The sequence below is a fragment of the Microbacterium sp. LCT-H2 genome, from assembly GCF_001866135.1.
In the GTDB taxonomy this organism is placed as follows: domain Bacteria; phylum Actinomycetota; class Actinomycetes; order Actinomycetales; family Microbacteriaceae; genus Microbacterium.
This window is the reverse complement of record NZ_MODW01000001.1, coordinates 297,557-310,310: the sequence shown is the minus strand read 5'-3', so window position 1 is coordinate 310,310 and position 12,754 is coordinate 297,557. Positions and strand designations below refer to the sequence as shown.

At 71.0% G+C, this 12,754-nt stretch carries 11 protein-coding genes; 5 read left to right on the top strand and 6 right to left on the bottom strand.

The annotated features are described in order from the left end of the window. Nucleotides 1–80 precede the first annotated feature (80 nt). Both BK819_RS01460 and BK819_RS01455 read left to right on the top strand, forming a co-directional pair. Entirely contained in the window at nucleotides 81–3,563 is a 3,483-nt protein-coding gene (locus BK819_RS01460) for a bifunctional RecB family nuclease/DEAD/DEAH box helicase (protein ID WP_071327590.1), read from the top strand. After that, on the top strand, nucleotides 3,560–4,363 hold the full coding sequence (locus tag BK819_RS01455; RefSeq protein ID WP_256209341.1) for a GNAT family N-acetyltransferase: 804 nt from the start codon (nucleotides 3,560–3,562) through the stop codon (nucleotides 4,361–4,363). Before BK819_RS01460 ends, BK819_RS01455 begins: the two co-directional genes overlap by 4 nt. A gap of 37 nt (nucleotides 4,364–4,400) precedes the next feature. On the opposite strand, the gene upp is transcribed toward BK819_RS01455, so the two are convergent. Beyond that, the gene (upp, locus tag BK819_RS01450; RefSeq protein WP_025104476.1) at nucleotides 4,401–5,033 is read right to left on the bottom strand and encodes a uracil phosphoribosyltransferase; all 633 of its coding nucleotides are present in this window, start codon (nucleotides 5,031–5,033) and stop codon (nucleotides 4,401–4,403) included. An 81-nt stretch (nucleotides 5,034–5,114) separates the two neighbouring features. On the opposite strand from upp, the gene BK819_RS01445 reads away from it, so the two are divergent. Further along, on the top strand, nucleotides 5,115–5,570 hold the full coding sequence (locus BK819_RS01445; protein ID WP_071327589.1) for a nucleoside deaminase: 456 nt from the start codon (nucleotides 5,115–5,117) through the stop codon (nucleotides 5,568–5,570). Between the two features lie 4 nt (nucleotides 5,571–5,574). Here BK819_RS01445 and BK819_RS01440 read toward each other — a convergent pair whose 3' ends face one another. Beyond that, nucleotides 5,575–6,546 carry a cation diffusion facilitator family transporter gene (locus BK819_RS01440; protein ID WP_071327588.1) on the bottom strand — a complete coding sequence of 324 codons (972 nt, stop codon included), beginning with the start codon at nucleotides 6,544–6,546 and terminating at the stop codon, nucleotides 5,575–5,577. A gap of 59 nt (nucleotides 6,547–6,605) precedes the next feature. On the opposite strand from BK819_RS01440, the gene proC reads away from it, so the two are divergent. Further along, nucleotides 6,606–7,445, top strand: coding sequence for a pyrroline-5-carboxylate reductase (gene proC, locus BK819_RS01435; RefSeq protein ID WP_071327587.1), 840 nt, complete (start codon nucleotides 6,606–6,608; stop codon nucleotides 7,443–7,445). 225 nt (nucleotides 7,446–7,670) lie between these two features. Here the strand turns inward: proC and BK819_RS01430 are convergent, their stop codons facing one another. From BK819_RS01430 to BK819_RS01415, 4 genes are all read right to left on the bottom strand, one after another. Continuing rightward, nucleotides 7,671–9,263, bottom strand: a complete 1,593-nt coding sequence (locus BK819_RS01430) for a hypothetical protein (RefSeq protein WP_071327586.1) — start codon at nucleotides 9,261–9,263, stop codon at nucleotides 7,671–7,673. Beyond that, nucleotides 9,245–10,021, bottom strand: a complete 777-nt coding sequence (locus tag BK819_RS01425; RefSeq protein ID WP_071327585.1) for an ABC transporter ATP-binding protein — start codon at nucleotides 10,019–10,021, stop codon at nucleotides 9,245–9,247. Before BK819_RS01425 ends, BK819_RS01430 begins: the two co-directional genes overlap by 19 nt. Before the next feature lie 75 nt (nucleotides 10,022–10,096). Then, nucleotides 10,097–10,768, bottom strand: a complete 672-nt coding sequence (locus BK819_RS01420; RefSeq protein WP_025104470.1) for a TrkA family potassium uptake protein — start codon at nucleotides 10,766–10,768, stop codon at nucleotides 10,097–10,099. Beyond that, complete coding sequence (locus tag BK819_RS01415; RefSeq protein ID WP_071327584.1) at nucleotides 10,761–12,191, bottom strand: TrkH family potassium uptake protein; 1,431 nt, start codon at nucleotides 12,189–12,191, stop codon at nucleotides 10,761–10,763. The genes BK819_RS01420 and BK819_RS01415 overlap by 8 nt, the downstream gene beginning before the upstream one ends. 104 nt (nucleotides 12,192–12,295) lie before the next feature. Here BK819_RS01415 and BK819_RS01410 point away from each other — a divergent pair, with 104 nt between their 5' ends. After that, on the top strand, nucleotides 12,296–12,712 hold the full coding sequence (locus BK819_RS01410; protein WP_025104468.1) for a helix-turn-helix transcriptional regulator: 417 nt from the start codon (nucleotides 12,296–12,298) through the stop codon (nucleotides 12,710–12,712). Nucleotides 12,713–12,754 lie beyond the last annotated feature (42 nt).

Here is a 12,754-nt window from a genome sequence, read left to right as displayed (position 1 = left end):
CCCGTCGTGCGGGACCGCCCGCTTTTCGCCGTGTCGGATGCCACGGATAGTGTCGAAGCAGCCGACAGAACGGGAGAATCGTGCGGATCGACACAGAGGCGCAGCGGGTCATCTGGAGCGCGAGCGACCTCAAGGCGGCCGCCGAGTGCGAGTTCGCATGGTCGCGGGCGATCGACGCGAAGCTGGGTCGGGTCCCCGCGGTCGAGGAGCCGGAGGACGCGACGCTCCTCCGCGCCGCTCAGCTGGGAGACGTGCACGAGCAGAACGTGCTCGACCGCTACATCCGGGAGCTCGGCGACGAACGGGTGCATCGGATCGCCAAGGTCTCCTCGAGCGATCCTGAGGCCCTCGCGGCCGCCGTCGATGAGACGCTGAGCGCTCTACGGTCCGACGCGCTGGTCGTCTTCCAGGCAGCCTTCGCCACCGACGAGTTCGTCGGGTTCGCCGACTTCCTCCGCCGCGATGCGGACGGGCGCTGGCGTGTGCAGGACTCCAAGCTCGCGCGAAAGGCCCGAGTGACCGCGCTCATGCAGCTCGCGGCATATGTCGACCAGCTCGACCGGCTCGGCATCCCCCGAGCGGATGAGGTCGACCTCATCCACGGGGACAACAGCGTCAGCACGCACGCGGTCGACGACCTCCTTCCGCTGTTCCGGGTTCGCCGGTCGCGGCTGCGGGCTCTCATCGCGGACCGCGCCGTGGCCGATGGTGCCGCCGGGGCGCCCCTCGCGTGGGGTGACGACCGCGGCGACCTGCGCGTGGTCGCCTGCGGGCGCTGCGCCACCTGCGAGGAGCAGGTGCTGGCTCACCGGGACCTCCTCATGGTCGCCCGCATGCGACCGGTGCAGCGAGCCCGTCTCCGCGCCGCCGGGATCCTCACGATCGACGACCTAGCTGCGGCGACGCAGGCCCCCGAGGGCATGAACGTCGACACCTTCGAGATCCTCCGCGCCCAGGCCCGGGTGCAGCTGCGGGCGGATGCCGAGGGCGCGGCGACGTACGACGTGCACTACGCCGCGGCGATCCACACCCTCCCGGTGCCCAGCCACGGCGACATCTTCTTCGACTTCGAGGGCGATCCGCTGTACACCGAGCCCGCCCCCGACGGCGAGGCGGAGTGGGGCATCGACTACCTGTTCGGCTGGGTCGACAACGCCGACCAGTACACCGCTCTCTGGGCGCACTCGTTCGCAGAGGAACGCCAGGCGCTGGAGACCTTCCTCGACTTCGTGAAGGTGCGTCGTGCCGCCCACCCCGGCATGCACATCTACCACTACGCCCCCTACGAGACCTCGCATCTGGTCGCGATGGCCGCCCGCCACGGCGTGCGCGAGGGCGAGGTGGACCGCCTCCTCCGCGAAGGCGTGTTCGTCGACCTGTACCCGCTGGTGCTGCGCACCGTGCGGGTCGGTTCGCGGTCCTACTCCATCAAGAAGCTCGAGCCGCTCTACATGGGGGAGGACGTGCGCACGAGCGACGTCCAGAAGGGCGACGACTCCATCGTGCAGTACGTCGCGGCGCGGGAGCTCGCGGCAGCGGGCGCGCAGACCGAGGCCGACGCCGTGCTCGCCGACCTCGCCGACTACAACCGCTACGACTGCGTCTCGACCCGCCGGCTGCGCAACTGGCTCATCGAGATCGCCCGCGCAGAGGGCGTCACGCCGGCCCCGCCGGACGATGCGGACGAGGTCATCTACGAGCCATCGCCGCGTTCGCTCGCTCTGCTCGGCGACGCGGAGCGTGCGGTGGAGGCCGGTGACGACGGGCTCGTGCACCGGATCGCGGCGGCCGCCATCGACTACTTCCCCCGCGAGGCGAAGAGCTTCTGGGTCGCGCACTTCCAACGGCTGCGGGAGCCGGTCACCATGTGGGACGGCACGCGCGATGTGGTGAAGGTCGATGCCACCCGCTCGCGGGTGCGCCGCGACTGGAGCATCGGCGAGGGGCGCCGAGTGCTGTCGCGGGAGCTCGAGATCCGCGGTGAGGTGTCCCCGGGCACGACGCTCGGCCCCGGCGCGCAGCCGTTCGCGCTCTACGACGTCCCCGCCCCGTTCGACACCGACGTCCCGTCGCGGGCCGTGCACGTGCCGCACGGGGTCACGGTCGTCGAGGTGCTGGACGACGGGTACCTCGTGGTCGAGTCCGCCGTGCAGGGACAGACCTGGGACGACCTCCCCGTCGCCCTCACCCCTGCCGCGCCGCCTCGGGTGGTGTCGCTGCAGCAGGCGATCGACGAATGGGCCGACGCGGTGCACGCGGCCGCCCCGGGCTTTCCCGAGGACGCGGCCACCGACATCCTCCGCCGCCTGCCTCCGCGCACGGTGTCGGGGAACGCGCTTCCGGCCGCCGGGGATGACACGATCGACGCGATCGTCCGCGGAGTCCTCGACCTCGACCGCAGCTACCTCGCGGTGCAGGGCCCCCCGGGCACGGGGAAGACCTATACCGGCTCCCAGGTGATCGCCCGACTCGTCAACGAGCACGGCTTCCGCATCGGCGTCGTCGCGCAGTCCCACGCGATCATCGAGACGCTGCTGGAGCGCGTCGTCGCCGACGGTGTCGCCCCGGGTCAGGTGGCGAAGTGCCCCAAGGATGCCGACGCCGATCCGGGCTACACGGTGATCCCGAAGACCGGGATGGCCGCCTTCCTCGCCGAGCACGAGAACGAGGGTGCCGTCGTGGGCGGCACCGCGTGGGACTTCAGCAACACGCAGCGGGTCGCCAGGGGAGAGCTCGACCTGCTCGTGATCGACGAGGCCGGACAGTTCTCGCTCGCCTCCACCATCGCGGTGGCTGCCGGTGCGCAGCGGCTCCTGCTCCTCGGCGACCCTCAGCAGCTGCCCCAGGTCAGCCAGGGCGCCCACCCGGAGCCGGTGGACACCTCTGCGCTCGGCTGGGTGATGGACGGCGATCCCGTCGTGCGTCCGGAGTACGGCTACTTCCTCGCCCGCTCCTGGCGCATGCACCCGTATGTCGCGGCTCCGGTGTCGAAGCTCGCCTACGCCGGGAAGCTCGCGTCCGCTCCCGGTACCGAGCGGCGCGCGGTCGAGGGCATCGACCCGGGCCTGCACGTGGTGCCGCTGCGGCACCGCGGCAACGCGACCCAGTCCCCGGAGGAAGCCGCCGAGGTCGTGCGTATCGTCCGCGACCTCGTCGGCCGCACCTTCCACGACAACGACGCCGAGGGCACCGTCCGCCCGCTGACGCCGGAGGACATCATCGTGGTGGCGCCGTACAACGCGCAGCGGCAGCTCGTGCACGACGCGCTCGCGGCGGCCGGTTTCGGCGGGGTCCCCGTGGGCACCGTCGACAACTTCCAGGGCAAGGAGGCGGTCGTCTCCCTCACGACGCTCGCCGCGTCGAGCGGTCGGGATGCCCCGCGCGGACCGGAGTTCCTGCTGCTGCAGAACCGGCTCAACGTGGCGATCTCCCGCGCGCAGGTCGTGGCCTACCTCATCCACTCGCCGGCGCTGCTCGACGACCTGCCGTACACACCCGAGGGGGTCGCGCGACTCAGCGCCTTCGCCCGCCTGGTTGGTGCGGCCGAAGAGGAGGGATCATGATGTCGTCCGTCGCCGGGTCTGCTCCCGTCGAGACGCCGACGGTCGATGAGATCCTGCGCGCCGCCGCCGCATGGGCGTGGTTTCCGCGCGGCAGCGAGCACGTCCGTGACGACCTGCTGCTCGTGCGCTACCCGGAGCGGTTCGGGAGCGGCGTCCGCGGCTCCCAGGTGACGTCGACGCGTCCCGCCGCCGAGGTGCTGGACGCGGCACTGGAACGCACCAGGGCCTGGGGCGAGAACGTCTTCACGTTCTGGACCAACCCCGCCGACGGCCCGGACCTCGAGGACGAGCTCCAGCGCCGAAGGGCCGTGCACTTCGACACCGTCACGGTGTTCGCGCGCCCGACCATCGGAGCCGAGGTCGACGTGCCGCCCGGGGTCACCGCTGAGGTCGTGCGCACGAAGGACCAGCTCCGCGAGGTCGATGCGATCAACGTCCCGGTCTGGGAGCAGCAGCCGCTGGACGACGACGGCCTGGACGCCGAGTTCGCCGAACTCACCGCAGCCCTGTCCGCCGGGGAGGGTTTCCGGGTGCTCGGCCGCATCGACGGCCGTGCCGTGAGCACCGGCGGGTGCACGATCGTCGACGGGTTCACTCGCCTGTGGGGAGCTGCGACACTCGACGCCGACCGCGGGCGCGGTGTCTATCGGGCGGTCCTCGCGGAGCGCCTGCGACAGAGCGCCGCGCGCGGGGCCGCAACGGCGCTCGTGAAGGGCCGCGTCTCGACCTCGGCGCCGATCCTCGCGAGGGCCGGCTTCACGCGTTACGGCGAGGAGCGCGGCTATCGCCTGACCCTCTGACGCGAGTCGAGAGCGCGAGTCGAGAGCGCGAGCGAGGTCAGACGGTGCCGTAGAGGCGGTCGCCCGCATCGCCGAGGCCGGGCACGATGTAGCCCTTCTCGTCGAGACGCTCGTCGAGCGCTCCGAGGACGAGGGTCACATCACGGTCGCCGGCCATCGCCTCGATCGCGGCCACGCCCTCCGGGGTGCCCAGCAGGCAGATCGCCGTGACGTCCTTCGCGCCGCGGTCGAACAGGAACTGGATGGCCGCGGCCAGAGAGCCGCCGGTCGCGAGCATCGGGTCGATCGCGAAGCACTGACGGTCGGAGAGGTCGTCCGGAAGCCGCTCGGCGTAGGTGGTGGGCTCAAAGGTCTCCTCGTCGCGGACCATGCCGAGGAAACCGACCTCCGCGGTGGGGAGGAGCTTGACGAGGCCTTCAAGCATGCCGAGACCGGCGCGCAGGATGGGGACGACGATGGGTCGCGGCTCGGAGATCTTCACACCCGTGGTCGTGGTGACCGGCGTCGTGATCTCGATGGGAGTGACCTTCACATTCCGCGTCGCCTCGTACGCGAGGAGCGTCACGAGCTCTTCGGTCAGCTGGCGGAAGACCGGCGACGGGGTGCGCGCGTCGCGCAGCACCGAGAGCTTGTGGGTGATGAGAGGGTGGTCGGCGACGTGAACACGCATGGATACAGGCTAATGCGCGCCGGGTCCGCGCACGACATCGGGTGCCGTGGCGGCCGCCTCGCGCTGCCGTAGGCTCGGGGCATGACCGCCGCCGACCGCCTCGCGATGCAGCGCGCACTCGAGCTCGCCGCCGAGGCCGCGACCGCGGCGGAGATCCCCGTCGGCGCCGTCGTGCTCGACGCGGAGGGCCGTGTCCTGGCCGAAGGGCGGAACACTCGGGAGGCCACGCACGACCCGACCGGGCACGCCGAGATCGAGGCGATCCGCGGCGCGGCATCGGTCCGCGGGTCGTGGAACCTCGACGGCTGCACGCTCGTCGTCACCCTCGAGCCCTGCGTGATGTGCGCCGGTGCGATCCTCCAGGCGCGCATCGGCCGCGTGGTCTTCGGGGCGTGGGACGACAAGGCGGGAGCGGCCGGCTCGATGTACGACGTGTTGCGCGACCGCCGCCTGCCCTACCGTGCCGAGGTGATCGGCGGCGTGGACGAGCACGCGTCCATCGCGCTGTTGCGCGCCTTCTTCGAGGACCGTCGCTGAACGCTCAGTCCGAGGACTTGAGGACGAAGACGTCCGTCGAGGGCTCCGGATCGATCGCGGGACGGTAGACGTCCGGCTCGATGTAGACGACCCGGGCGACCGGCACGGCGGCGCGGATGCGGGCCTCGATCTCGTCGATGTCGTCCGCGACCTCGCGCAGCGGCTTGTCGGCGCTGAGCGCGATCTTCGCGGCGACCATCAGCTCGTCGGGCCCCAGGTAGAGGGTCTTCATGTGGATGATCTTCTCGATCTCCGGACCGTCGTTGATCGCGTCCACGATGCGGTCGTAGTCGGCGGGGGTCGCGCCCTCGCCGACGAGCAGGCTCTTCGTCTCGACCCCCAGCACGATCGCGATGAGCACGAGGAGGACACCGATCATCACCGTGCCGAGGGCGTCGAAGACGGGGTTGCCGGTGAGGAGCGTGAGGCCGACGCCGAGCAGGGCGAAGGTGAGGCCGGTGAGGGCCCCGACGTCTTCCAGGAGGACCACAGGGAGCTCCGGTGCCTTGGACCGCCGGACGAAGGAGAACCAGGACTGGCCCTTCTCGCGGACGACATTGCTCTCGCGCACGGCGGTGCGGAGCGAGAACGACTCCAGGCCGATCGCGATGAACAGCACGACGAGCGGGAGCCACCACCAGGTCTGGTCGATCTCATGCGGGTGGGTGAGCTTCTCCACGCCTTCGTAGATCGCGAAGAGTCCGCCGACGGAGAAGAGGATGATCGACACGACGAACGCGTAGACGTAGCGTTCGCGTCCGTAGCCGAACGGGTGCGAGCGGTCCGCGTGGCGCTTCGCCTTGCGCCCGCCGAGCATCAGCAGGAGCTGGTTTCCCGAGTCGGCGACGGAGTGGATCGCCTCGGCGAGCATCGAGGCCGAGCCGGAGAGAGCCCACGCGAGGAACTTCGCGAGAGCGATGCCCAGGTTCGCCAGGAACGCCGCGACGATGGCCTTGCTGCCTCCGGATGCACTCATGCGACGAGTCTAGGACGGCAACACGGCCGTCACAGGAGCGCCCGCCGTAGGATGACGACATGGCTGATGCGCTCCCGTCCCTCGCGTTCCTCGGTGCCGGTTCGATGGGGGGAGCGATCCTCCGCGGTGTGCTCGCCTCGGGGGTCCCTGTGGACGGAGGGATCACCGCGACGAACCGCACGCCGGAGAAGGCGGAGGCATTCGCGGGCCTCGACGGCGTCACCAGCATCGCGCTGTCCGAGCGGCCGGAGGGCAATGCCGACGCGGTGGCCGGCGCACGGGTGGTCCTGGTCGGGGTGAAGCCGGCGATGGTCCCCGATCTCCTCCGTGAGATCGCGCCGCACCTCAGTCCGGAGACCGTCGTGGTGAGCCTCGCCGCGGGGGTCACGCTGCAGACCTTCGCGGACGTCCTCGGCCCGGAGGCCCGCGTCATCCGCTCCATGCCGAACACCCCGTCGACGATCCGCAAGGGGGTCACCGGTCTCGCGGCCGGCGCCGCGGCGACCCCCGACGACCTCGCGCTCGTGCGTCGTCTGTTCGAGACGGTGGGAGCGGTGGTGGAGGTTCCCGAGGCGCAGATCGATGCGCTCTCGACGATCTCGGGCTCCGGTCCCGCCTACGTCTTCCTCCTCATCGAGGAGTTCACCGCGGCCGCGCGGGAGATGGGCTTCTCCGACGCGGACGCCCGTCTGCTGGCGGAGCAGACGTTCATCGGCGCGACGGCTCTGCTGGACTCGACAGGGGAGGACCCCGCCGAGCTGCGCCGCCGGGTGACGAGCCCGAAGGGGACGACGGAGCGCGCGGTCGCCGTGCTCCAGGACGCCCACCTGTCCGACACCTTCGCCACTGCCGCTGCCGCCGCCCTCGCTCGCGCGAAGGAGCTTGCCGCCGGCGCCTGATCCCACCTGCCTGTTCCCGCGCGCTCCCACCCCGCGAGAACAGGCGATCACGCGAGTTCCGGCAGCCAGGACCCCTGGAGCCTGAACTCCCGCGAGTGCCTGTTGCGGCGAGGTGTCGCGGGAGCAGGCGACGACGCGGGGGCAGGCGATCACGCGAGTTCAGGCAGCCAGCAGCCCTGGAGCCTGAACCCGCGCGAGTGCCTGTTGCGGCGAGGGGCCGGGCGGCTAGGCGTCGCTGCCGACCTCGGCGAGCACCTCGGGCCAGCGCCGTTGCAGGACGCGACCGCCGAGCACCGTGCCACCCCAGATCGCGGCACCCCCGAGGACGACGGCGGCCGCGAGGCTCGCCCAGCCCAAGGGCGGGATCCAGATCGACGCGATCGCGAAGCCGAGGGCGGGACCGCCGAGCAGCAGCGTGATCGGCGACATGATGAGCATCGCGAGGAAGGACTGCGCGCCGCCGGAGGAGCCGCGGCCGAACGGGTTGGCCTCGGGTGCCGGAGCTCGCCCCGGCAGGAACGCCCCCACCCAGGATCCCGCGCCCGCCGACACCGCCATGAGCCCGAGCGCGGCGCCCAGGCTGCCCGGAAGCAGATCCGGACGTCCGGCCAGCAGACAGGTCACCACGCACAGGAGGATCGTGATCGGCACGGCGACCAGCGCGAACCCGAGCAGCCGTCCGACGCGGTCGGCCGTCCCGCTCACCCCGGTGAGGATGTGCAGCGCGACCGCGTCGTTGTCGTACGCGATCGCCATCTGCACGATGCTCCCGGCGAGCAGGGCGTTGATCGCCGGGATGAGGGTGATCGCGGGTGCGAAGCCGGTACTGTCCTGCTGCAGTCCGTTCATGAGCGCGAGTCCGAGGAAGATCGCGGGGAGCAGCAGGAGCATCACGATGTTGACGACCTGGCGCGGGTCGCGGCGAAAGTAGCGGAGCGTCCGTCCCGCGATGGCGCCGACGGGTCCCGCGGGCAGCAGGCGGTCGAGCACGCCTCCCGAGCGCACGCGTCCGCCCCCGCTCGACTGCAGGGGTGCGACGAGGCGCGCGGCGAGCATGCGGCGCGCGGCGACCCAGAAGACCGCCAGGGTGGCGGCGGCGACGAGCAGCCGCAGGAGGGCGGTGACGACGTCGCCCTGTGCCACGGCGGCGGGGACTCCGAACACGGCGGCGACCGGCGTCCACGCGGCGATCTCGGCGACCGCCGCGAAGGCGCCACCGACGTCGCGCACGGTCGACAGCGCCTGCAACCCGATGTTGAGGAGGAGGCCGGACGAGGCGAGCAGGACCACGCCGAGGGTGAGGACGAGGTCGCGCGTCCGCCGGCGGGCGAGCCATCCCGCGAGCAGTCCGCTGACGACGCGGGCGCCCAGCACGCAGGTCGCGAGAGCCACGGGGACCATGAGCACCGCGACCAGGAGGGCCGGAACGCTGACCGACCATCCCACGAGCATCAGCAGCAGGGCCAGGGCGGTGCCGATGCCGCCGATCGTCGTCATCCCCGCCACGACGAGACCGGGGAGGAGGGTGCGGGCGGTCACCGGAAGCAGGGCGAACCGCTCGGGTGCCAGCGAGTCGTCCGCACTGACGAGGATCGACCCGATCCACCACCCGAGCACGACGATGGCGCCGGTGAGCACCATCGCGGTCACGGCGACGTCCGGAGCGCCCACCCGCAGCGCGATCAGACCGACGGTCAGCAGTCCCAGCATGCTCAGCGCGACGAGACCCACGGTCACGAGGGTCACGATCATCCAGGGGTTGCGGGAGAGCTGATGCCCGAGCTGTCGCAGCCGCAGACCTACGAGGAGCGCAACCACGCGAGGGTCTCCGTTCCGAGGTCGTGCGCGCCGACGAGGCTGAGGAAGCGCTCCTGCAGCGTGAGTCCGGCCCGAACCTCGTCGAGGGCGCCGTGGGCGAGCAGACGCCCCTCGGCCACGATGGCGACGCGGTCGCACAGTGACTCGACGAGCTCCATGACGTGGCTGGAGAGGACGACCGTGCCGCCGCCGTCCACGAAGGAGCGCAGGATCTGCCGGATCGTCTGCCCGGAGACCGGGTCGACGGCTTCGAGGGGTTCGTCGAGGATCAGCAGCCGGGGCGCGTGGATGAGCGCGCAGGCCAGGCCGATCTTCTTCTTCATGCCGGCCGAGTAGTCGACGACGAGGGTGTCGCCCGCCTCCGTCAGGCCGAGGGCATCGAGGAGCTCGCCGGAGCGGGAGACGACCTCCGCCTCCGGCATGCCGCGCAGCAGGCCGGTGTAGCGCAGCAGCTCCGCGCCGCTGAGCCGGTCGAGCATCCGGATACCGTCGGGGAGCACGCCCATCCGCGCCTTCGCGGCGGCAGGGTCCTGCCAGACGTCGGCGCCGAGCACCCAGGCCGTCCCGGCGTCTGGGCGCAGGAGCCCGGTGGTCATCGCGAGCGTCGTCGTCTTGCCCGCACCGTTCGGGCCGAGCAGCCCCAGCATCGAGCCCGCGGGGACGTCCAGCGACAGCGCGTCGACGGCGACCTTCTGGCCGAACTGCTTGCGGAGCCCGCGGAGGGCGAGGACGGGCGGTGCGGGGGCGTGATCGCTCATGCCCCCATCCCACCACGGGCGTCGCAGAGGCCGCATCCACCGCGGGGAGGACTCCCGCCGCGGTGAGGACCCGGCTCAGCGGTCGAGGGCGGCGAAGCGCTCGATGTCGCTGTTCGTCCCGGAGACGATGATGAGGTCGTGGTTGGTCACGATCGTGTTGGCCTCCGCGTAGCGGAACGGCTTGCCCGGGCTCTTCACGCCGACGACGGTGACCTTGTACTTCGAGCGCACACCGGACTCGTTCAGACCGACGCCGCGGATGAACTTCGGCGGGTACATCTTGGCCAGGACGAAGTCGTCGTCGAAGCGGATGAAGTCGAGCATGCGCCCGCTCACGAGGTGGGCCACGCGTTCGCCGGCCTCGCGCTCGGGGTAGATGACGTGGTTGGCGCCCACGCGGGCCAGGATCTTGCCGTGCGACTGCGAGACCGCCTTCGCCCAGATCTGCGGCACCTTGAGGTCGACGAGGTTGGCCGTGATGAGCACGGACGCCTCGATCGAGGAGCCGACGGCGACGACCGCGACCTGGAAGTCCTGGGCGCCGATCTGGCGGAGGGCGTCGATGTTGCGGGCGTCGGCCTGCACCGTGTGCGTGACGCGGTCCGACCACTTCTGCACGAGCTCGAGGTTGTCGTCGATCGCGAGCACCTCGCGGTCGAGGCGGTCGAGCTCGCCGGCGCAGGCGGCGCCGAACCGGCCGAGACCGATGACGAGGACGGGAGCGTCCCCCCGAAGGACTTCAACCAACGATCGGCCTTTCCACGGGCAGTGAGTAGTACTGCGTGCGCGATGTCGCGGCGACTGCCGCAGCGAGAGTCACTGTACCAACGCGGCCCATGAAGATCGTCGCGGCCATGACGTACGAGGCGGAATCCGGAAGCTCCCCGGTGAGGCCCGTCGAGAGCCCGACCGTGCCGAACGCGGAGATGACGTCGAAGAGCACGTGGCTGATGTCGGCCTTGGTGATCTGTGCGATCACGATGGTCGACAGGGCCACGATCGTGGCGCCCCAGGCGACGACGCTGAGGGCGACGCGCTGCACGTCGCTGGGGATGCGGCGGCCGAACGCCTCGACGGACTGGCGGCCCTTCGCCTCGGACCAGACCGCGATCGCGAGGACTGCGAGCGTGGTCACCTTGATGCCGCCCGCCGTCGACGCGGACCCGCCGCCGACGAACATGAGCATGCTGGCGGCGAGCAGCGACGAGCCGTTGAGGTCGTCCATCTCGATGACGTTGAAGCCGCCGGAGCGGGTCATCGCGGAGAGGAAGAACGCCTGGAAGGTCGTGTCCGCCGCGTCCATGGACCCGAAGGTCTTGGGGTTGTCGTACTCGAGGATGAGGAAGGCGGCGGCGCCGAGAATGAAGAGCAGCACCGTGGTGACGATGGTCAGCTTCGAGTGCAGCGACCACCGCTTGACGTGCCAGACGTGCTTCGCGAGCGTGTAGATCACCGGGAAGCCGATGCTCCCGAGGAACACGCCGACCATGAGCAGCGACAGCACGAGGTAGTCGTCGGCGAAGACGGCCACCCCGCCGTCGTTCGGGGCGAAGCCGGTGTTGGTGAACGCCATCGCCGCGAAGTACGGGGCCTCCCAAAGCGCGGCGATCGGGTCGACCCCGGCCATCACCAGCGCCGGGTAGAGGAGGGCGGCGAGGGCGGCTTCGATGAAGAGGGCGGAGACGGCGACCGTGGTGAGCAGCTGGCCCACCTCGCCCAGACGCACCGTCTGGCTCTCGTTCACCACACCGCCGTGCGCGCGGAGCGGGTTCGTGTCGCCCGCCGCCATGAGCTTCGCCCGGAGCCCGAGGCGCTTCGAGATGAGCATCCCCATGAGGGAGGCGAGGGTCAGCACGCCGAGGGCGCCGATGTTGACGCCGATGAACACGACGACGTGTCCGAAGGGTGACCAGTGGTTGGCCATGTCGACGGTCGCGAGGCCCGTCACGCAGATCGTGGAGACGGCGGTGAAGAGGGCGTCGCTGAGCGGTGTCACCGTGCCGCTGGCGGACGCGATCGGCAGCGAGAACAGCACCGTGAACACGAGGATCAGCAGTGCGAAGACGGCGATGGCGAACCGGGACGGCGACGAGGTGATGAGGTGCTTCACCCGGCCGGCGGCTCCGGGGAGACCGGTGCGGGGGGACGACGCCGAAACGATGCCCGACATCGCTGCCCCCTTCTCCTGCGCCGTCCGTTCCACGGCCGCACCACGGCGCCTCTCGCCGAGCCTTCGTCATGGTACTCCGTGCCGGGGCGCACTACCCTGATCACATGACGGACATCTTCGACGTGATCGCAGACGGTACGAGGCGCGACATCCTCCAGCTCCTGCTCCGACGCACGTCCGAAGGCGAGTCCGGCACGAGCGTGAGCCAGATCGTGGCCGACCTCGGCATCAGCCAGCCCACCGTCTCGAAGCACCTCAAGGTGCTCCGCGACGCCGAGCTGGTCACCGTCCGCGAAGACGGCCAGCGCCGCTTCTACAGCCTTTCCGTCGCGCCGCTGGAAGCCGTCGACGACTGGCTGGTCCCGTTCCTCGTCGACGCGTTCGGCGATGCGGCGCCGGACATCGCGTACCCCGGCGCCCCGATCCCCGACGGAGCCGCACACGCGGCCGAGGTCGTCGGGCGTGCGGCCGCCTCCGCCAAGCACGTCGTCACGAACGCACTGAAGCGCCTCGGCGCCTGATACCGCGCCTCGCACCGGCGGAGAACCGCCCCCGACAGCAGG

Excerpts from the sequence above, each read along its gene's own strand:
- BK819_RS01455 (WP_256209341.1), top strand. The coding sequence starts at position 3,560 with ATGATGTCGTCCGTCGCCGGGTCTGCTCCCGTCGAGACGCCGACGGTC.
- upp (WP_025104476.1), bottom strand. The coding sequence starts at position 5,033 with ATGCGTGTTCACGTCGCCGACCACCCTCTCATCACCCACAAGCTCTCG.
- BK819_RS01445 (WP_071327589.1), top strand. The coding sequence starts at position 5,115 with ATGACCGCCGCCGACCGCCTCGCGATGCAGCGCGCACTCGAGCTCGCC.
- BK819_RS01440 (WP_071327588.1), bottom strand. The coding sequence starts at position 6,546 with ATGAGTGCATCCGGAGGCAGCAAGGCCATCGTCGCGGCGTTCCTGGCG.
- proC (WP_071327587.1), top strand. The coding sequence starts at position 6,606 with ATGGCTGATGCGCTCCCGTCCCTCGCGTTCCTCGGTGCCGGTTCGATG.
- BK819_RS01425 (WP_071327585.1), bottom strand. The coding sequence starts at position 10,021 with ATGAGCGATCACGCCCCCGCACCGCCCGTCCTCGCCCTCCGCGGGCTC.
- BK819_RS01415 (WP_071327584.1), bottom strand. The coding sequence starts at position 12,191 with ATGTCGGGCATCGTTTCGGCGTCGTCCCCCCGCACCGGTCTCCCCGGA.
- BK819_RS01410 (WP_025104468.1), top strand. The coding sequence starts at position 12,296 with ATGACGGACATCTTCGACGTGATCGCAGACGGTACGAGGCGCGACATC.